At 71.6% G+C, this 20785-nt stretch carries 13 protein-coding genes and 1 tRNA gene; 12 read left to right on the top strand and 2 right to left on the bottom strand.

Going from position 1 to position 20785, the window contains the following annotated elements:
• Positions 1-103: 103 nt before the first annotated feature.
• The 5 genes from topA to AC3EQ1_RS16860 all read left to right on the top strand — a co-directional run bounded on the left by topA (position 104) and on the right by AC3EQ1_RS16860 (position 10594).
• Positions 104-2980 (top strand): type I DNA topoisomerase, encoded by a 2877-nt coding sequence (topA, locus tag AC3EQ1_RS16880; protein WP_432095129.1) that lies wholly within the window; start codon positions 104-106, stop codon positions 2978-2980.
• A 145-nt stretch (positions 2981-3125) separates the two neighbouring features.
• Complete coding sequence (gene tmk, locus AC3EQ1_RS16875; RefSeq protein WP_432095128.1) at positions 3126-6638, top strand: dTMP kinase; 3513 nt, start codon at positions 3126-3128, stop codon at positions 6636-6638.
• A 448-nt stretch (positions 6639-7086) separates the two neighbouring features.
• Positions 7087-8349: a DNA polymerase III subunit delta' gene (locus AC3EQ1_RS16870; RefSeq protein ID WP_432095127.1), complete on the top strand. Its 1263-nt coding sequence runs from the start codon at positions 7087-7089 to the stop codon at positions 8347-8349.
• A 222-nt stretch (positions 8350-8571) separates the two neighbouring features.
• The gene (locus tag AC3EQ1_RS16865; RefSeq protein ID WP_432095126.1) at positions 8572-10173 is read left to right on the top strand and encodes an alpha/beta hydrolase; all 1602 of its coding nucleotides are present in this window, start codon (positions 8572-8574) and stop codon (positions 10171-10173) included.
• 347 nt (positions 10174-10520) lie between these two features.
• Positions 10521-10594, top strand: a tRNA-Thr gene (locus AC3EQ1_RS16860).
• Positions 10595-11000: 406 nt separating this feature from the next.
• Here AC3EQ1_RS16860 and AC3EQ1_RS16855 read toward each other — a convergent pair.
• Entirely contained in the window at positions 11001-11912 is a 912-nt protein-coding gene (locus AC3EQ1_RS16855) for a hypothetical protein (protein ID WP_432095125.1), read from the bottom strand.
• Positions 11913-12592: 680 nt separating this feature from the next.
• Between AC3EQ1_RS16855 and AC3EQ1_RS16850 the strand changes: the two genes are divergently transcribed.
• The 7 genes from AC3EQ1_RS16850 to AC3EQ1_RS16820 all read left to right on the top strand — a co-directional run bounded on the left by AC3EQ1_RS16850 (position 12593) and on the right by AC3EQ1_RS16820 (position 18810).
• On the top strand, positions 12593-12904 hold the full coding sequence (locus AC3EQ1_RS16850; RefSeq protein WP_432095124.1) for a hypothetical protein: 312 nt from the start codon (positions 12593-12595) through the stop codon (positions 12902-12904).
• Between the two features lie 3 nt (positions 12905-12907).
• Positions 12908-14188 carry a putative T7SS-secreted protein gene (locus AC3EQ1_RS16845; RefSeq protein WP_432095123.1) on the top strand — a complete coding sequence of 427 codons (1281 nt, stop codon included), beginning with the start codon at positions 12908-12910 and terminating at the stop codon, positions 14186-14188.
• Positions 14189-14307: 119 nt separating this feature from the next.
• Positions 14308-14655, top strand: coding sequence for a hypothetical protein (locus AC3EQ1_RS16840; RefSeq protein WP_432095122.1), 348 nt, complete (start codon positions 14308-14310; stop codon positions 14653-14655).
• The gene (locus AC3EQ1_RS16835; RefSeq protein WP_432095121.1) at positions 14652-15335 is read left to right on the top strand and encodes a hypothetical protein; all 684 of its coding nucleotides are present in this window, start codon (positions 14652-14654) and stop codon (positions 15333-15335) included. The genes AC3EQ1_RS16840 and AC3EQ1_RS16835 overlap by 4 nt, the downstream gene beginning before the upstream one ends.
• Entirely contained in the window at positions 15332-15985 is a 654-nt protein-coding gene (locus AC3EQ1_RS16830; RefSeq protein WP_432095120.1) for a hypothetical protein, read from the top strand. The genes AC3EQ1_RS16835 and AC3EQ1_RS16830 overlap by 4 nt, the downstream gene beginning before the upstream one ends.
• 614 nt (positions 15986-16599) lie before the next feature.
• Entirely contained in the window at positions 16600-17433 is an 834-nt protein-coding gene (locus tag AC3EQ1_RS16825) for a hypothetical protein (RefSeq protein ID WP_432095119.1), read from the top strand.
• A 105-nt stretch (positions 17434-17538) separates the two neighbouring features.
• Positions 17539-18810: a hypothetical protein gene (locus AC3EQ1_RS16820; RefSeq protein ID WP_432095118.1), complete on the top strand. Its 1272-nt coding sequence runs from the start codon at positions 17539-17541 to the stop codon at positions 18808-18810.
• A gap of 400 nt (positions 18811-19210) precedes the next feature.
• Here the strand turns inward: AC3EQ1_RS16820 and AC3EQ1_RS16815 are convergent, their stop codons facing one another.
• On the bottom strand, positions 19211-20470 hold the full coding sequence (locus tag AC3EQ1_RS16815) for an SLC13 family permease (protein ID WP_432095164.1): 1260 nt from the start codon (positions 20468-20470) through the stop codon (positions 19211-19213).
• Positions 20471-20785 lie beyond the last annotated feature (315 nt).

Below are 20785 nucleotides of genomic sequence, written 5' to 3'. Positions count from 1 at the left end.
GCGGGCTTTTCCCGTTTGACACGGGGCCGGGAGGTACCGTCACACTCCGCAGCGTCACCGCAAAGCCGAACCCCCTTGGCGTCGACTGGAGAGAAGAGCGAAGTTGTCCCCGACCAGCGAGACCGCACCAGGCGGCCGCCGACTCGTCATCGTCGAGTCGCCTGCCAAGGCGAAGACGATCAAGGGCTATCTCGGCCCTGGCTACACGGTCGAGGCCAGCGTCGGGCACATCCGCGACCTGCCCAACGGTGCCGCAGAAGTCCCCGCGAAGTTCAAGGGCGAGCCCTGGGCCCGTCTCGGCGTGAACGTCGAACATGACTTCGAGCCGGTCTATGTCGTCAACACGGACAAGAAGTCCCAGGTCAGCAAGTTGAAGGAACTGCTGGCCGAGTCGGACGAACTCTTCCTCGCCACCGATGAGGACCGGGAGGGCGAGGCGATCGCCTGGCATCTCCAGGAGGTCCTCAAGCCCAAGGTCCCGGTCCGCCGGATGGTCTTCCACGAGATCACCAAGGAAGCGATCCGCGATGCCGTCGCCAACCCGCGCGAGCTGAACAAGCGGCTCGTCGACGCCCAGGAGACCCGCCGCATCCTCGACCGCCTCTACGGCTACGAGGTCTCGCCGGTCCTGTGGAAGAAGGTCATGCCGCGGCTGTCCGCCGGGCGGGTGCAGTCGGTCGCGACCCGGCTCGTCGTCGAGCGGGAGCACGAGCGCATCGCCTTCCGCTCCGCCGAGTACTGGGACCTGACCGGCACCTTCGCCACCGGACGCGCCGGTGACACCTCCGACCCCGGCACCTTCGGCGCCCGGCTGACCGGCGTCGACGGGCGCCGGGTCGCCCAGGGCCGCGACTTCGGCTCGACCGGCACGCTCAAGGAGAACTCCCAGGTCCTGCACCTGGACGAGGCCCAGGCCCGTGCGCTCGCCGCCGCGCTGGAGGACACCGCCTTCTCCGTGCGGTCGGTGGAGTCCAAGCCGTACCGGCGCTCGCCGTACGCGCCGTTCCGTACGACCACCCTGCAGCAGGAGGCCTCGCGCAAGCTCGGCTTCGGGGCCAAGGCGACGATGCAGGTCGCGCAGAAGCTGTACGAGAACGGCTTCATCACCTATATGCGTACGGACTCGACCACGCTGTCGGATTCGGCCGTGGCCGCGGCCCGGTCGCAGGTGACGCAGCTCTACGGCGCCGGCTACCTGCCGGACAAGCCCCGTATCTACGCGGGCAAGGTCAAGAACGCGCAGGAGGCGCACGAGGCGATCCGTCCCTCGGGTGATCGTTTCCGCACCCCGGCCGAGACCGGGCTGAGCGGCGACCAGTTCCGGCTCTACGAGCTGATCTGGAAGCGGACCGTGGCCTCCCAGATGAAGGACGCCGTCGGGGACTCCGTGACCGTCAAGGTCGGCGGGCGTTCGAGCGACGGCCGGGACGCCGAGTTCTCCGCCTCCGGCAAGATCATCACCTTCCACGGCTTCATGAAGGCCTACGTGGAGGGCGCCGACGACCCGAACGCCGAGCTCGACGACCGCGAGCGCCGGCTGCCGCAGGTCGGCGAGGGCGACGCGCTCACCGCGGAGGAGATCCGCGCCGACGGCCACGCCACCAAGCCCCCGGCCCGCTACACCGAGGCCTCGCTGGTCAAGGAGCTGGAGGAGCGCGAGATCGGCCGCCCGTCGACCTACGCGTCGATCATCGGCACCATCCTCGACCGCGGCTACGTCTTCAAGAAGGGCACGGCTCTCGTGCCCTCGTTCCTCTCCTTCGCCGTGGTCAACCTGCTGGAGAAGCACTTCGGCGCGCTGGTCGACTACGACTTCACCGCGAAGATGGAGGACGACCTCGACCGCATCGCGCGCGGCGAGGCCCAGCCCGTGCCGTGGCTGCGCCGCTTCTACTTCGGCGAGGAGACCGAGGCCGCCGGCTCCGAGGGCGACCACCTCCTCGGACTGAAGAAGCTGGTCACCGACCTCGGGGCGATCGACGCCCGCGAGGTGTCCTCCTTCCCGGTCGGCGAGGGCATCGTGCTGCGCGTCGGCCGCTACGGCCCGTACGTCGAGAAGCCCTCCGAGGTCGAGGGTGAGACCGGGCAGCGCGCGGACGTACCGGACGACATGCCGCCGGACGAGCTCACCGTCGACCTGGCCAAGGAGCTGCTCGCCAAGCCCAGCGGCGAGCGCGAGCTCGGCGAGCACCCGGAGACCGGCCGGCCGATCGTGGCCAAGGACGGCCGCTACGGCCCGTACGTCACCGAGGTGCTGCCCGAGGGCACCCCGAAGAGCGGCAAGAACGCGGTCAAGCCGCGGACGGCCTCCCTCTTCCAGTCGATGTCGCTGGACACCGTCGTGCTGGAGGACGCCGTCCGGCTGCTGTCGCTGCCGCGCGTCGTGGGCACCGACCCCGAGGGCGTGGACGTCACCGCGCAGAACGGCCGCTACGGGCCGTATCTGAAGAAGGGCACCGACTCCCGCTCCCTGGAGAACGAGGAGCAGCTCTTCTCGATCACCATCGAAGAGGCCATGGCGATCTACGCGCAGCCCAAGCAGCGCGGGCGCGCCGCGGCCAAGCCGCCGCTGAAGGAGCTGGGCACCGACCCGGTCAGCGAGCGCCCGGTGGTCGTCAAGGACGGCCGCTTCGGCCCGTACGTCACGGACGGCGAGACCAACGCCACGCTGCGCCGGGACGACGACGTCGAGACGATCACGGCGGAGCGGGGCTTCGAGCTGCTCGCGGAGAAGCGGGCCAAGGGCCCGGCGAAGAAGACCGCGAAGAAGGCGGCCAAGAAGGCGCCCGCGAAGAAGACGGCCACGGCCAAGAAGACGGCGGCGAAGAAGACGACCGCCGCCAAGACCACCACCGCCAAGAAGACCACGGCCAAGAAGACGGCGGCGAAGAAGACCACCACCGCCAAGAAGACGGCCACGGCGAAGACCGCGACGAAGACCGCTGCGAAGAAGGCCGCCACCGCGGAGCAGGCCGAGTAGCGGACGGTCCGGAGCACCACCACCGCCGCCCCGTACTGGAGTGATCACCTCATTCCGGTACGGGGCGGACGTGTGACCGGCTGCTGTGCGGGCACTTGTTCGGGCGGTTCATCAGTGTTTCGGCCGCGCCCGATAGGCTGGCCGGATGACGCGAGCGGAGCAGCCAACGGTCGTGACCCCCACCACATCCGACGCCCTTGCCGCAGATTCACGCGAGCGCGCCGTACGCGCCCTGCTGCGCTACCCGCCGCTGAAGCGGCTGTGGAGCGCACGGTTCGTCGGCGGCACAGGAGACGCACTCGCCCTGCTGGTCCTCGTTCTGCTGTCGCTGCAAGCGGCAGTGGCCGAGGGCGCACTCGGCGGCGGCTATCGCGGCGCCGCCTTCGCGGTCGCCGCGGTGTTCGGCGCCCGCATGCTGGCGACCCTGCTCTTCGGCGCGGTCCTCCTCGGGCCCCTCTCGGCGCTGATCGCACCCGGCGGCACCCGGAGCGGAACGCCGCCGGACACGGGCGGCGGCGGACGGGACGGCGGTCCGCTGGACCGCCGCTGGACCATGATCGGCGCCGACCTGGTGCGGCTGGCGCTGCTCATCGTGGCGCCCCTGTGGATCGACTGGACCCCCGGCAACGCCCTCGTACCGCTCCTCCTCACGGTCTTCGTCGCCGGAGCGGCGGAGCGGTTCTGGACCGTGGCCAAGGAGAGCGCGGCGCCCGCCCTGCTGCCCGCCCCGCCCATAGAGGGCGCCGCCGTGCGCCCGCTGCCCGACCACCGCGACGCACTCCGGCGCCTCTGGCTGCGCACCAGCTTCGTGACGCTGCCCCTCGCCGCCGCCGCGCTGGTCGTCATCGGCCTCGTCGGCGTCCTGCTGGGCGCCGGGATCGAGTGGTTCGACGAGCACCAGGCCGCCCTCGGCTCGTACGTGGCCTCCGGTCTCTTCGCCGCCTCCGTGTCCGTCCTCTACTTCCTGGAACTGCCCGGCGGGCAGACGCCCCGCGCCCGTTCCCCGCTGGAGGGGCTGCGCCGTCCCCGGACCGGCAGCACGGCCGACAAGGGCCGTACCGGCGCGATGCCGCTGCTCGTCCTGGCCTCCGGGGCCGTCGCCGGTGCGATCGCCGCCGCCGTGGCCCTCGCCGCCCTCCAGGCCACCGACCTGGACGCCGGGCCGGTCGGCTTCGCCCTGCTCGTGCTGGCGCTGAGCGGCGGCGCGGTCGCCGGGATCCGGCTCGCGCCGCGGGTGCTGCCCGCGCTCTCCCGGCGGCGGATGTTCGCCCTGGCGACCGCGGTCACCGGGCTGGCGCTGCTCGCCGCGGGGCTGACCCCGGACCTCGCGACCGTCCTGCTGCTCTCCCTGCTCGCCGGGGTGGCGGCCGGTGTCGCGGCCAACACCGGGCACACCCTGCTGGACCAGGAGGCCGAGGAGCACCGCCGGGCGCGTACGGGCGAGCATCTGCGCGCCGTCGCCCGGGTCTTCATGGCTCTCGCGGTGGTCGGCGCCCCGCTGCTCGCCGCGGCGATCGGTCCGCACCGGCTGGCCGGCGGCTCGTTCGTCTTCGCCCACGGCGGCGCCGCGTTCACGCTGATGCTCGTCGGCGCGCTGCTGCTGCCCGTCGCGGCGCTGGTGCTGGGCAAGACCGACGACCGGTCCGGGGTGCCGCTGCGCCGCGACCTGCTGGACGCGCTGCGGGGCGGGGAGCCGGCCCAGGCGCCCGCCGCCACCGGCTTCTTCATCGCCCTCGAAGGCGGCGACGGAGCGGGCAAGTCCACCCAGGTCGAGGCCCTCGCCCAGTGGATCCGGAACAAGGGGCACGAGGTCGTCGTGACCCGTGAGCCCGGGGCGACCGCGATCGGCAAGCGGCTGCGGTCGATCCTGCTCGACGTCTCCAGCGCCGGTCTCTCGCACCGCGCGGAGGCCCTGCTGTACGCGGCCGACCGGGCCGAGCACGTCGACTCCGTCGTCCGTCCCGCCCTGGCCCGCGGCGCCGTGGTGATCTCCGACCGCTACATCGACTCCTCGGTGGCCTACCAGGGCGCGGGGCGCGATCTGTCGCCGACCGAGGTGGCCCGGATCTCCCGGTGGGCGACCGACGGCCTGGTGCCGCATCTGACCGTGCTGCTGGACGTCTCCCCGGAGACCGCGCGGGAGCGCTTCACCGAGGCACCGGACCGGCTGGAGTCCGAGCCGCCGGAGTTCCACACCCGGGTGCGGTCCGGCTTCCTCGCCCTCGCCGCCGCGGACCCGGCCCGCTACCTCGTGGTCGACGCGGGGCAGGAGCCGGAGGCCGTGACCACCGTCGTCCGGCACCGGCTCGACCAGATGCTGCCGCTCTCCGAGGCCGAGATCCAGGCGCAGGAGGAGGCCCGCAGGGCGGCCGAGGAGGAGCGCCGGCGCCGGGAGGCCGAGGAGGCCGCGCGGAAGGCCGAGGAGGAGCGGCTGGAGCGCGAACGCCAGGAGCAGCTCGCCAAGTTGCGTGCCGAGGAGGAGGAGCGCAAGCGCCGCGAGGCCGAGGAGGCCCGGCAGCGGGAGGCGGAGCGCAAGGCCGCCGAGGCGGCGGCCGAAGCGGAACGGCTCCGTCAGGAAGAGGAGCGCCGCCGGCGGGAGGCCGAGGAGGCGCGTCAGCGGGAAGAGGAGCGCCGCGCCGAGGAGGCCCGCCGCGCCGCCGAGGAGGAGCGGCTGCGGCAGGAGGCCGAGGAGCGGGCCCGTGCCGAGGAGCAGGAGCGCCTGCGCCTGCGTGCCGAGGAGGAGGCCCGGCAGCGCGCGGAGGAGAAGGAACGCCTGCGTCTGCGCGCCGAGGAGGAGGCCCGGCAGCGGGCCGAGGCCGAGGAACGGCGCCTGGAGAAGCAGCGCAAGGCCGAGGAGGCGCTGCGGCGCGCCGAGGAGGCCCGGCTGGCGGAGGAGGCCGCCCGGGCCGCCGTGCCCGACAACGAGGCGACGCTGGAGACCCCGATCCCCGGGCCGCCCGTCCAGGACACCGCTCCCGCCGACTCCGCAGCGGACCACGCGCAGACGGTGCCCACGCCGCGGATCGACCTCCGGAAGGACGAGACCGGACCGGCGACGGACCGGATCGACCTCACGAAGGACGAGACCGCCCCCGCGACGGACCGGGTCGACCTCACGAAGGACGAGCCGGAGCCCCGTCGGGGGGACGCGGAGGAGACGACCGTCCTGCCGCAGGTCCGCCCCGAGGGCGGTTCCCGCGACGACGAGACGGCCGTGATCCCGAAGCCGCAGGTACCGGGGGCGGCCGACGAGACGGCGGTGCTGCCGGCGGTGGACCACGGTCGGGACGCCGCGCAGCCGCGGGGCGAGCGGCCTGCCGACCCGGCGGACCGGGTCCCGTCCTGGCTCTTCAAGTCCGAGGAGGCGCAGGAGACGCCGTCCGCGGCGGGGGACGACCGGACGCGGGAGCTGCCGCAGATCGACCCGGCGGCCGAGACCCGGCCGATGCCGCAGGCCCGGTGCCGCTCGGACTGGGCCGAGGAGACCCCGCTCGACGATCTGCCGACCCTCGCGGACGAGCTGCTCGGCCCGCGGGACGACGAGGACGCGGACGGCCGGAACGGCGGCGGACGCGGCCGGGGCGGACGCGGCGGCCGTGGCGGCAGTGGTCGCGGCGGCAGCGGTCGTGGAGGCGGCGGTCGCGGAGGCCGCGGATAGCGGACGGAAACGGCTGGGAGGCGCCCGGGCACGGTCATGGACCGGCCCGGGCGCTGTCGTTCGGCGCTGTCGTTCGGCGCTGTCGTCCGGGGACGGGGAGTCCGGGGGCGGGGTGTTCGTACGGGGCTTGCGGGGGAGTTCGGGGGCGGCGGTGTCCGCGTGCGGTTCGGAGGCGTTCCGTGCACGGCAGCGCTCGGGGGCGGCGGCAATCGCGCACGGCAGCAATCGGGTGGGCCCTTCGGGTGCGGCCGTGCGGGGACCGGCGTCGGATGTCCGTGGCGTGGACGACAATGGGGAGCCGCAGCACGTACGGCGGGATCCGTGGCCGACGGATGCGGCGGGAGCCGCAGCCGGTACGGCACGGGCGGGCTGCGCTGACGGGCCCCCACGGGGCGGTGACACGGACGGCGCGCAGTGACGCGCACGGCGCAGGGACGGCAGGACAGCGATGGCGGTATGGGACGACCTGGTCGGCCAGGCGCGGGTGACCGAGCAGCTCGCCGCGGCCGCGCGGGACGCCGACGCGTTCGTCACCGAGGCCACGGCCGCCGCGGCGGCGGAGGGGAACAGCCCGCACGCGCCGGAGCTCGAGGGCGGGCTCATCGAGGCGGTGGCCGCATCGAAGATGACGCACGCCTGGCTGTTCACCGGCCCGCCCGGCTCCGGGCGGGCCACCGCCGCGCGGGCGTTCGCCGCCGCCCTGCAGTGCGTGAGTCCGGACCGCGCCCTCAGTGGCTCCCCGGGCTGCGGCTTCTGCGACGGCTGTCACACCGCGCTCGTCGGCACGCACGCCGATGTCGAGGTCGTCCGCACCGACCAGCTGTCCATCGGCGTCAAGGAGACCCGGGAGCTGGTGCGCCGCGCTCAGCTCTCGCCCGCCAACGGCCGCTGGCAGGTGATCGTGCTGGAGGACGCGGACCGGCTCACCGAGGGTGCGGGCAATGTGCTGCTCAAGGCGGTCGAGGAGCCCGCGCCCCGCACCGTGTGGCTGCTCTGCGCGCCCTCGATCGAGGACGTCCTGCCCACGATCCGTTCCCGCTGCCGCCATCTCACCCTCACCACGCCCGCGGTGGACGCGGTGGCGGACATGCTGGTCCGGCGCGACGGGATCGAGCCCGCCCTCGCCGCGTCCGCGGCGCGGGCGACCCAGGGGCACATCGGGCGGGCCCGGCGGCTGGCCACGGACGAGCGCGCCCGGGAGCGGCGGGCCGCCGTGCTGAAGCTGCCGCTCCGGATCGATGACACCGGGGGCTGTCTGAAGGCGGCCCAGGAACTCGTCGACGCCGCGGCCGAGGACGCCAAGCAGGTCGCGGAGGAGGTCGACGCCAAGGAGACCGAGGAGCTGCGCGCCGCGCTCGGCGCGGCCGCGGGCACCGGCGGCCGGCTGCCCCGGGGCACCGCCGGGGCGATGAAGGACCTCCAGGACCGGCAGAAGCGGCGGGCGACGCGTACCCAGCGCGACAGCCTCGACCTCGCGCTCACCGATCTCACCGGCTTCTACCGGGATGTGCTGGCCCTGCAGCTCGGTTCCTCCGTGGCGATCGCGAACAGCGAGGTGCAGGACGCCCTGCGGCGCATCGCCGAGAACTCCACGCCCGAAAGCACCCTCCGCCGCATCGAGGCGGTGATCGCCTGCCGGGACGCGCTGGACCGCAACGTCGCGCCGCTGCTGGCCGTCGAGGCGATGACGCTGACCCTGCGCGCCGGGTAGGAGCGGGCAGGTGCCGGGGCCCCGGCGGAGCGCCTGCCGGATCCCGGGCTGCACGGCTGGATCCCACGGTGGGGCACGCCCCGATGCCGTGGGCGGATCGGCGGTGATCGCACGGACGGCGGGGCGGGCGCCTCACCCGTACGAGGACGGTGAGCGGGCAGGGGGCGTGACCGTGCGGATACCCTCCGATCACACGGCGTGAAGAACTGAGGGGATGCCCGTATGGACACCAGTCGTCTGCTCCGCACCTCGGGCACGTTTCTCGCCTTCGTGGGGCTGCTGATCTCGGGCTGTTCGTCGGGGAGCGGCGATGCGGACACCGCGGAGTTCGGGACGTCGTCGGCGGGGCCGGGCAGCGGGCAGCGCCGGACCGGCGGCGCCGGTGTACTGCGCCCCCTCCCCGCCGCGATCCCGGCCGCCCTCGCGCCGTACTACGAGCAGAAGCTGCGCTGGCGCCGCTGCGGGGCCGACGGGTTCGAGTGCGCCACGATGAAGGCCCCGCTGGACTACGACCGGCCCGGCGCGGGAGAGGACCTGGAACTCGCGGTCTCCCGGGTGAAGGCCACCGGCCCCGGACGACGCATCGGCTCACTGCTGGTGAACCCGGGCGGCCCCGGCGGCTCCGCGATCGGCTACCTCCAGAACTGGGCGGGCATCGGCTACCCGTCGCCCGTCCGCGCGCGCTACGACATGGTCGCGGTGGACCCGCGCGGCGTCGCGGGCAGCGAACCCGTCGGGTGTCTCTCGGACAAGGACATGGACTCCTACACCCAGGTCGACCAGACGCCCGACGACCCGGGTGAGGTGAAGCGGCTGGTCAGCGCGTACAAGAAGTTCGCCAAGGGCTGCCGCGACCGGTCCGGCGACGTCCTCGGCCACGTCTCGACCGTCGAGGCCGCGCGCGACATGGACGTGCTCCGCGGGGTGCTGGGCGACAAGAAGCTGAGTTACGTCGGCGCCTCGTACGGGACCTACCTCGGGGCCACCTACGCCGGGCTCTACCCGGGCCGGGCGGGGCGGCTGGTCCTGGACGGCGCGATGGACCCGTCCCTGACCTCCCTGCGGATGAACCGCGACCAGACCGCCGGCTTCGACACCGCCTTCACGGCGTTCGCCGAGGACTGCGTGCGGCGCGACGACTGCCCGCTGGGCACCGGGAGCGAGCGGGACGCGGCCGAGCGGCTGCAGGCCTTCTTCCGGAAGGTCGACGCCGACCCGCTCCCCACCGGCGAGCGGCGTGAGCTGGGCGAATCGCTGGCGACGACGGCCGTGGTCGCGGCGATGTACGACGAGGGCAGCTGGGCGCAGCTGCGCAACGCGCTCCAGGCGGCGATGGACGGTGACGGCGCCGGGCTGCTGGGGCTCGCCGACGCCTACTACGAGCGGGACAGCGAGGGCTCGTACGCCAACCTCATGTTCGCCAACCCGGCCGTCAACTGTCTGGACCTGCCCGCCAGCTTCGGCGGCCCGGACGATGTGCGCCGGGAGCTGCCGTCCTTCCGGAAGGCGTCGTCGGTCTTCGGCACCGGCTTCGCGTGGGCGGCGATGAACTGCACGTACTGGCCGGTCAAGCCGACGGGCGCACCGCAGCGCATCGAGGCGAAGGGCGCGGACCCGATCGTGGTGGTGGGCACCAGCCGCGACCCGGCGACCCCGTACGTCTGGGCACAGGGTCTCGCCGGCCAGCTCTCCTCGGCCTCCCTGCTGACCTACGAGGGGGACGGGCACACGGCGTACGGGCGCGGCAGCGACTGCGTCGACACGGCGATCAACACCTATCTGCTGGAGGGGAAGGCACCGGAGAAGGGGCAGAAGTGCCGGTGAGGGGGGCGGGTCGGTGGTGCCGGTGGGGCCCGGTCGGGGGTGCCGGTGGGGGCCTGTCGGAGGTGGTGGTCGGGGGTGGCGGGCCGCGGTGCGGATGGCCGGGTGCGCCGAACCGGGCGGCGGAGGGCTTGGCGGGACCGACCGGGGGTGCTGCGAGCGGGCGGCAGAGGGGTGACCTGGGGTGCTCAGGGCGGGGCCGGAGCGGCTCGGAGAGCGAGTGGGGCCCGGAACGGGCGGGGAGGCCGGGGTCACGGTAACGGGGTGCGAGGCACCCCCGGTGACTGTGTAGACTTAGCGCCGTTGCTGATGCCAGTCCGTGTCTGCGAGACGAGGCGTACCAGCAGCTCGCCGCCTTAGCTCAGTCGGCCAGAGCGACGCACTCGTAATGCGTAGGTCAGGGGTTCGACTCCCCTAGGCGGCTCCGAGAAGCCCCAGGTCATGTAGCCCGTGACCTGGGGTTTTGTGTTGCTCGGGGCTTGGGTGCGTCCCACGGCAGGGGTGCCGTGGGATGGCTTGCTGAGCGACGCGCGAGTGGGGCGGCTGGCCTGGCGCGACCGTGTCCGCGATGCCGGGAGCCGGATGAAGGTCAGGAAACGGTGCGCTCTGCGACCAGCGGAGTGCCGTTCCTGCGGCGGCCGGATCGACGTGGTCGGGGAGGTCGAGGTTGAGTCGGGTGAGCGCGTGCCTGACGTGAGCGTCGAGATCGGTCGGCGCGACATGCACCTGGTTCGGCGAGTACGCCGAACCGGAAGGGGTGGTGCCGGGAAGTTCGGGTTGTGCCGTGCGGCCGTCAGGGGGCGGCGGCGCGGCACATCGTGTGGGTGAAGTCAGCTGGTGAAGTCCTCGGGGTGGTACTGCGCGTAGGGGAGCTCCGTGCCGGCGGCGTCCACGACGGTGTCCCGGTCGGAGATGCCGAAGAAGGAGTCAGTCGTGCTCGGAGCCAACACGCTGACCCGGTAGCAGCCGCAGGCATTGCGGGTGACGACCGGTGGTCCGGCATCCGCCGGCTGGGTCGCGGCGAAGGTGCGGGCGGTGCTCCGCTGTGCCGGTGTGAGCGATTCCAAGGACATCAGGTCGAGGGGGCCCTTGAGATAGTCGGTGAAACGGCGGCGCCACTGGGCGCGGAGCCGGCACCACGAGCCGTCGGTGAAGACGAGCTGCACGTCCGTCCCGTCCTTGAAGTCACGGGGCTCGACGGCGGCGATCGTGGACCGCGGGGTTTCCCAGAGCAGCTCGTCGTCGATGGTCTTCTGGCCCTTGTGGACCGGGAGGCCGACGATCACCAGGCGGCGGTCGGTGACGATCGCATGGGTGGTGTAGCGCTTGGCGTCCGTGCGCCCCGGGTCCAGCTGCCAGGGCAGGGTGCGCGCGACGGTGCCGGGGGCCGCCCACATGACGGGGAAGTCCTCGACTTCGTCGGCCCGGTCGGTGGGGGTGTCCGAGCCCTGGTCCGACGCACCCGGACCGACGCTGCCGCCCTGTGAGCTGAGGATGCCCATGACCACGACCCCCAGGGCGATGAGCCCGCCCTTGACGACATTCCGTGCAGCCGCGTTCCCGCCGCCACGGACCACGTGGACCGGGCCCTCGGGCCAGCCCGGCAGTTCGGCCTGGATGTCGCGGCGTTCGGTGTCGCGGAACCAGCGCATGCCCCGGACGCGCATGGCGGCGCCGGTGGCGAAGGTGATCGGGGTACGGGCGAGGAGAGTTTCGCCCGGTTCGGGCTCCCAGATGGGCATGTCTGTGATGACTTTCCGAGGTGATGGACGATCCCGGGGCGGTGCGAAGTTGAGCCCCTTGTCCGGCTGCTTCACTCTGTCACCTCCAGGGAACAACCAAGGGGCAAGGGAGTTCCATTGGTCCAGCGGGCCGATAACAGCCGCCTTGTATGGGTTCGCCCAATGATGAGTGACCACCTCGGGGGATCGACCTGGTGCCGTCGGCTGCACCTTGGATAGCGTGGGGCGAGTCCTCCGCTCACCACAAGGGATCCCAGAGTGAATCGCCTCCCGCCGCTCACCGCAGCAGCGCGAGCACGTCTGCGGATCGGTGTTGTCTGCCTGTGGCTTCCGAGGCGGCGGCGACTCGTCTTCCGGCAATATCCGGAGTGCGGGCAGAAGAGGCGAAGGCGCCTGGTTGTCGGCTTCATTGGGAGTATCCGGCGAGAGGTATCCGAAGATCGCCTTCAGCAAGTCGTCGCAGGCGGACTTCTCCTGCAGGACGAACCCCGGACGAACCTTCGGTGTCTGTTCCGTTGCCCGGCGGCAACGACATATCAGCTCAGGTCACATCAAGTTCAAGGGGTGCTCGGAGCGTCAGGGCAGCCTGCGTGAAGGGCCGTTCAGGGTGACAGTTCCGGTCCGGTGGGCTGAGTTGCAACGTGATCCTTTTGACCACGCAAGACGAAGGAATGGGGCATATGGGCGGCCACGACCGGCTGGTTGTCGACTACACACTGCTGGGGTCATCGAAGAGTAACCTCCGAGAGATCAATAAGGCCCTGAAGGACATCGACAGTCACGGCAAAGACATACGTGATATCTGGGGTCACGACAGCATCGCCGACAAGATGGGCGAGTTCGTTACCAACTGGGACAACTACCGACGCGAACTGGTGGACAACGTTGAGGACCTGGGGAACCACGTAGAGGGTGCGCTCAAGAGCTTCGATAAGCGGGACCTCGACTTGAAGAACGCGATTGAGAAGAAAGAGAAAGACGGGGGAAAGTGACCGATGGGAACAGGTAGGGGTAGGCGGCGACCGGTTGACTGGCAGCCGCTGGCGGAGCGGGACCCGGTACCCGGTGATCCGGAGGACATCAGGCACGAGGTCACTAAGATGAAGGACCTCGCCAAGACCCTCCGTGACCAGGCCCGAATCCTGCGCCAGGCCGAGGACGGCGATGCGCTGAAGGGGAAGTACGCCGACAAGATCCGCGAGAAGTCCGGCGAGTTGGAGAAGCGCTTCCGTGAGACGGCGGGCCGTTACGAACGCGTAGTCGGCGATCTCGGCAACTGGGCGAACGATCTGGAGGGTTTCCAGGAGCGGGCGGACCGGATCCTCGAATCCGCAAAGCAGGCCGACGAGGAACACGCTGCCGAGGTGAAGAAGAAGGAATCCGAGGCGAAGAAGGACGGCGACAAGAAGCAGCCGGAAGACTCTGACGCCGACAGTCACCTGGAGTCGTACCGCAAGCGGCTGAACGACGTCATCTCCGATCGCGACGCTCGCGCTCAGCACTATGCCAAGAACATCGGCGATGACATCTCCGACGTGATCAAGGACAGCGGCTGGGAGAACTTCAAGGATTGGGTTCACAAGAACGCGGAGGCGATCAAACTCGCCGTCGAAGTTCTGAGTTGGGCGGCGACGATCCTCGGGGTCGCTGCCATGCTCTTCACACCGATCGGATGGCTGGCGGTTGCGGCGCTTGTTGCCACGGTGGCCGTCGGTGTCGGACACACGCTTTTGGCCCTCTCGGGTGACGGGTCCTGGACAGATGTCGCCATGGACGTCTTCGCGCTTGTCACATTGCGGATCGGTACCGTCGCACTCAAGGGCGCAAAGTCCGCATACGCAACGGCCAAGACCACTTCCAGGGCGCCGCGGTTCGACCAGTACAAGAACGTGCGCAAGATGCTCGACAAGAACATCACGCGGTACGGCTCCGACTCGGCACGTGGCCAGAAAGCGATTCGGGCAAAACAGAGGCTGCGCGAGCTGCAGGCGGGTCGATCACAACCCACGCCGACCCGGATGGAGACAGCGCTGCACGGTGATAAGGAGATCGCCAGCATGGCCAAGGGTTCCAGACTGATGCGGGGAGATTTCGCCGGGAATGCCAGCGTGAAGGAGGCGGCCGACGCAGCTGACAAGGCCGTATCGAAATTCAAGGCGAACTACATTGCTGCCACTGCGGTGGACCTTGGAGATAAAGCCGGAGAAAAGCTCGTCGGGGACCCTTACGGAAATGTCAAGGATGTCCTGACGCTTGAAGTGGGGAGCCGCTGGTGACCAACCCTGAGTGAGGCCCGGTCAGCGGCAACCGAACATGGCGAACTTCGAAGCGAAAACGTTGGAGGTAGAAGATAGTGGCAGGAAGTATGGGGAACGGCTCAGAAGAATCCAGGGCCATGAAACTCCTTGCTGTGTGCACCTTGGTGCCGATCCTCTGTGCTGCCTTCCAGGACCTCGGCAGCAAGTACGGCGGTATGGAGTGGCTCACCGTAGGTTACTTCGCCTGGCCGTTCATGATTGCACCCGTGGCGATTCTGGTCGTGTTCCTCAAGAACCGCGAGCTCATCCGTAGTCCACAGAGGGGTGCCAATTTCTCCCAGACGATCAAGCTTATTTCCTACCTGTTCCTGTTCCTGAACGTTATTGCCGCCATCGGCTACAGCTGGCTGGCCGCGATTTCGGCACTCGTCGCCCTGTCGGTCCCGGTGGCCGACCGACGTCTGAGGAAGCAGGCGTCGTCGTGAGTGCGCCTGATCTTGAGCAGCAGCCACCAGCTGCCGAGGGGGCCGCTCCCCGTGGGTACCAGCTCGTGCTGCCACCCGGCTGGGTTCGCATCCCTCTGCGCAGCGGCACAAAGGAAGCACTTGAGAAAATCCTCTTTTCGCAGATGGGACAAGTCCCGGAGGGGATCCCCCGGGACGATGCGATGCGGTTCCGCTTGGACATGCGCCGTCAGATCGAGAAGCAGGCCCGTGCGGCGAGAAGAAACGGTGGCCTTGACCTCTACCTGCCGGTGCGCCCGCGCGGGGGGACCTTTCTCATGGCCTCGTTCATCGTCGCCGAGATGCCGATCGGCCAGGACCGTGCCGCGCCGCCGGAGGCAGTGCTTGCTCAACTGGCCGACGATGATGGCCCCGACAGATCGGCGACCACGGTCGAACTGGTGGGAGCACCCGCCATCCGCCGTTCCTACCGATCCACTCCCGACGCGGAAGAGCTGCGATCGGCGCCCGCAGCTGTGCAGCAGGCGGCTCTGCCGGCCTACCGGGTCGAGTACGTGATCCCCGTCGCGGAAGACGTCGGGCGCTGGATCAGCATCAACTTCTCCACGCCCGGCGACGGCAACCTCGACAGTGAATTCACGGGTGCGCTCGTCGAGTTGTTCGACGCGATAGTCGGAACCTTCAAGTGGAGTTATGAATGAGCTGGCTCAACGTCAAGCACGCGATGAACCTGGATCCTTGGCTCCGCGTCCCGCTCATGTGGCCGGAACCGGGCCTTGAAGGCGTCGAAGCCGCGCAGACACCGGAGGCGTGGGCACGCACCTTTGCCGAGGTCTGGTGGGAGGATTTCGCAACGGAGAAGCCGGAACCGGGCGAAGTCGACCGGCTGAGCGACATCCTCGTGATGTATGCCAAGAGGGCTCCCTCAGCCTTTCCGGGATTCGAGGTCCTCCTGCACCTCCCGCACCCGAGGGACAACCCGCTTCCGGCGTATGTCAACTTGGTTGAGATCGAGGAGGGCGAAAGCCGGGAAACGGCACTGCGTGCCCTGACCCACGCCGACGCGAGCTACGCTATCGAGCCCCCCATCGTCGAAGAATTCGACTCCCCGCATCTGGGGGCCGGCTTGCGGGTGCTGCGCTACTACCAGGACGAGGACAGCAACGAGGTGCACGTCGGCCTCCGATACGCCTGGCGCTACGAGAAGGGCACGGATGCCGCGGACGTCCTGATCATCCTGGCCGATCCCGACGCCGGGCGGATCCTCCGCGCACTCGACGATGTCGACGAGTTCGCCCGCACCATCCGGATCAGCCCGGATGAGGAAGCGGATACCTGGAAGTCCTCATGATCCTGGTCGAGTCCGGTGCAGATGTCCGGGTACCGATGTTCTTGCATGCGCAGAGGCGATGATTCTTTCCTCACCTCACGTTGATGCGTGGTGAAGGGCGAGGCAGCCCGCATTCGGATCTCTTCGGATCTCTTCGAAACGCGGGGAACGGGCTGTGTACCGCGTGGCCCACGATCACCGGACTGTGGGCTGTGACGATTGCGTGAGTGGCGCCGGGCGCCGTAGCGCTGTCTCGTCGAGCAGTGCCTACACGGCGGGTGTCACCGGGTGGGCGAGGGCCTTCGAGCGCTCAAGACGGTCAGCGTGCGGGTCGGCGCTTTCCCCTCTTGGCGTTCGGTTCGAGACCGCCTCGCACTCCGGTCGGTGGTGGGGTGTTGTCCACCGTCACCCGTGCCGAGTCCGTGACGGGAGCTCCCCGCCGAGGGCCTCGGCGGCGTTGAACCGGAATGTCCGGTTCCCATAACGGACATGGCGACTCATCGGTAACAGGGGGCTTGCGCGGGCCGCCGTGGAGCGTGCAAGGTCTCCTCAGTCACCCGGAACCGCCGCGGGACTCGGGCCTTTCTGCCCCGAGAGGACGCGGCGCTCTCATGTACCGGAAGGTCTCCTCCACCGTGTCTGCATCGTTCGCCATGCCTGCTGCTGTGCGCCTGCCGCGCACGGTTGCCGCGCGGCGTGCGCTGCTGGTGGTCCTCTTTCTCGGGGGACTTCTGGGGCTGGCCTTCCTGTTCGGTGGCAGCGCTCAGGCCGCGGACCTCGACGGTTCCTCCGGGCGGGCCACCGTGCTCGCCCCGGCCGAGCAGGCCGGCGGTCAGGCGAAGAGCCGGATGCAGGACCGCCGGGACCGGATGCAGGACCGCATGGCCGAGGGGGCGGAGAAGTCCGCCGAGCGCCGGAAGGCCGTCGAGGACGCCGTCTCCGACACCGTCGAGCCGGTCGCGCAGCGTACGGAGCGGGCCGCCCGCCCCGTCGCCGAGCCGGTGACGGGCCTGGTCGAGCGCACCGCCGACGCCGCCCGCCTCCCGGCGGGCCTGCCCGGTGGTGACGGGCAGGACGGGTCCGGCGCGCAGCCGGACACCCGTGAGCCGCACCGTCCCGGGCAGGACGCCTCCGAGCAGGCGCACCACGCTCCGGTGAACACCGCCGGTCCGGCCGTCCGTACCGCCGAGGCTTCGCAGCAGTACGCCGCGGACGCCACGGAGCGGGCGGAGTCCGCCGGTGCCGCGCAGCACCACGACCGGCTCCCGGTCGACCTTCCGCAGGCGCCGCTGTCCAGCGGCTCCGCAGCGCAGAACGCCGGCAGCGGCAGCGGTCCCCGTGGCGGGGACGCACACGCCGCCCCGGCGACGGACGCTCCCCGCTTCGGCCTGGTGGCCGGTGCGGTGCAGGCGGCGCACGGTGCGCCGACGCGTGAGCGCTCCCACGACATCCTCGAATTCCCGGGCTAGGGCAGGCCGTTCCACCGCCTCTTTTGGACCTGCCGCGGCGGGGGCGGATCAGGTCTGCCCAACCCCTTTCTCCGAAGCCCTTGAATTCGAAGGAACTCTCTCCTCATGCGTAAGAACTTCCGTCGTTCCATCGTTGTCGCCGCTGCCGCCACCGGCATCTGGGCGCTGGGCAGCGCCGCCGCCTCCGCGGCCGAGCTGCCGGAGGTGCCGAACACCGGCTCCGTGACCGGCACCGTCAAGGAGACCGCGACCGGCGCGACCGGCTCGGTGCAGGACAAGCTGTCGGCCGGTGACGCGGCGGGCACCGCGAAGGACACGGTCGACGGCGTGGCCGGCAAGGCCACCGGCACCCTCGGCGGCGGGCTGCCGTCCACCGACGGCCTCGACGACGTGACCGGCACCGTCTCCGGCGCCAAGGAGACCGCGGAGCGGCAGCTCGGCAAGGCCGACGCCAAGAAGGCCGTGAAGAAGGCCGCCAAGAAGGCCAAGAAGGCCGCGAAGTCCGCCCAGGGCAAGCTGCCCACCGGTGACGTGGCCGGCCGGTTGCCGAACGTCGCCGTGCCCGCGGTTCCGGCCACCGGCCTCCCGGCCGGTCTGCCGAGCGGCCTGCCCGGTGGCATCCCGGCGCACCTGCCGGCCGAGCTGCCCGCCGTCCCGGCCGAGCTGCCCGCCGTCCCGGCCGAGCTGCCGACCGTCCCGGCCGAGCTGCCCGCCGCTCCGGCCGTGCCCGGTGTCCCGGCTGTGCCCGGCGCCGAGGACCTGAGCGCCGTTCCGGCCGCCGCCGGTGTCCGTCCCGAGCAGGCGAGCGACCTGGCCCAGGGCGCCGTCGCCACCGTCCGTCCGACCGTGGACCAGGCCGCTGCCGATGTGCTGCCGCCCGTCGGCCGCCGTCTGGTCGTCAAGGTGCTGCCCGTGGCCCAGGAGGCCGTGGGCGGCGTGGGCGTGCTCGCCGGTGACGCCACCGGTCAGGCCGTTCCGTTCGTGCAGGGTGTCGCCGGTGGCGTGACGCCGCTGGCGCAGGGTGTGGCCGGCGACGCGTCCGGCTTCGCCACCGGTGTCGCGGCCGACGTGACCCCGTTCGCGCAGGGTGTCGCCGGTGACGTGACCCCCTTCGCGCAGGGTGTCGCCGGTGACGTGACCCCGTTCGCCCAGGGTGTGGCCGCTGACGCGCAGCCGTTCGCCCGGAACCTCGCCGGCACCGCCGCCTCCGACGCCCGGGGCGTCGCGGGCCGTGCCGCCACCGGTGCCCAGGGCCTGGCCCCGAAGGCCGCCGTCCCGGCCGACCTGACGAACGCCGCCAACATCCCGGCGCTGCCGACCTTCGGCGCCGTCCCGGCCGTTCCGGCCGCGCCCGCCGTCGCCGGCCTGGCCGGCTGAATTCCCGCAGGGTGACCACCGCACGGCCGGCCCTCGTTGGGGCGAGGGCCCGCCGGCGGTGAACCCCGCGCCCGCGCGACATCGCGGCGGCGCCGTACGGCGGGCGCAGGGGTGGGGCCGGCGGGCCCCGCGCCGGGCAACCGGCATTGATGCAAGAGCTTTTCGGGCGGACTCCGTTGGGGCGGAGGCCGCCCGAACGGCTTTTCCGGGGCCGGGGGCCGGGCCCGGAAATTGTGCGTGGACCGGCGTCCGGAGCGCGGTCGGCCGGGGCGCCGCACCGTATGGGCGGGCACCCGGGCGTCGTACTGGACGAGCCGGCCCCGGGCGCCGTACCGGACGAGCCAGGCCCGGGCGTGCCGAGCGTGCCCGGGGCGCACCGCGTGGGGAACGCGCCCCGCACTCACCCCGTGCCGAAGGCCCGCAGTCCCGCCCACAGCGCGACGGTGGCGAGCGCCAGCCCCGCCGGGACGGTCAGCAGTCCGAGCAGGGTGAAGCGGCGCAGGTCGGACTCGGTGCCGTGGTCGCGCAGGATGCGTCGCCACAGCAGCGTCGCGAGGGACCCCGCGTAGGTGAGATTGGGGCCGATGTTGACCCCGATCAGCACGGCGAGCACCGGCCCCGGCCCGCCCGCCGCGGCGACCGGGAGCAGGGCGAGCACCGCGGGCAGGTTGTTGATCAGATTGGCCAGGAGGGCCGCGACCGCGGCCACGGTCAGCAGCTCGGGGAGGGACGAGCCGTCCGGGAGCACCGCTTCGACGGCGTCGCCCAGGCCGTTGTCGACGACCGCCCGGACCACCACCCCGAGGGCGAGGACGAACAGGCAGAACAGCGGGTCGGCCTCGCCGAGCAGCCGGCGCACGGTGGTCCGCTTCCGCAGCAGCGCGGGCACCGCCAGCACCAGGGCACCGGCCAGCGCCGCCCACGCCGGGTTCACCCCGGCGAACGACGTCACGACGAAGCCCGCCAGCGTGAGCCCCAGCACCGTCAGCGCGAACACCGGCACCTGCGGCCGGTCCGTCTCCCGCGTGGCCGCGGCGGGCACCGCCAGGTCGGTACGGAAGAACGGCCGGAAGACCGCGTACTCGACGGCGATCGCCGCCAGCCAGGGCAGCGCCATCAGCGCGGCGAACCGGGTGAACGACAGCCCGCTGACCGTGAACGCCAGCAGATTGGTCAGGTTGGAGACCGGCAGCAGCAGCGACGCGCTGTTCGAGAGATGGACGGTGGCGTACAGGTGGGGGCGCGCGGGGGCCCCCGCCCGGACGGCGGTCGCGAACACCACCGGGGTGAGCAGCACCACCGTCGCGTCCAGACTGAGCACCGCCGTGACGAGCGAGGCGACCACGAACACCCCGCCCAGCAGCCGCTGCGGACGGCCCCGGCAGGCGCGCGCCACCGCGTCCCCGGCCGCGGTGAACAGGCCCTCGTCGGCGCAGAGGTGGGCGAGGACCAGCACCGCGGCGAGGAATCCGACCACCGGCAGCAGGCTGTGGATCTCCTCCCACGCCCGGGACGGCGACACCGCGCCGAGCGCCACGACCAGCACCGCCGCGGGCACGGCGGCCAGTGCCTCGGGGCGGCTGCCGGGCCGCAGCACGGCGAACGTGAGGACCGCCAGCAGCAGCACGACGGATACGGCCTCGGCGGCGGCGGTGCTCAGGACGGCTCCCGGGGTGTCTGGCCCGGCCTCGGCAGGCGGGCGGGCGTGGTTCGGTGATTGCCCACGAGGTGGCCGGGTGCGGTGCGGGTGCGTACGCGGGGGCGCAGGCGGGTGCCGTGGGCCGTCGCCGGGAGTGCGGGGGTGGGCGCAGGTCATGCAGGTCATCAGGATCGCATCCCGGGTGGAGGGGTCCGGCGACCGTGTCCCCGGCCAGTGGTTCCGGGGCCGGTGGTTCCGTGGCCGGTGGTTCCGTCGACGGCACCCGCTCCGTCGACGGCGCCCGCCGGGTTCCGTCGACCGCGCCCGCCGGGTTCC

It is taken from the genome of Streptomyces sp. bgisy100 (assembly GCF_057709105.1).
The sequence above is the reverse complement of the archived record's forward strand: the minus strand, read 5'-3'. Positions and strand labels throughout refer to the sequence as shown.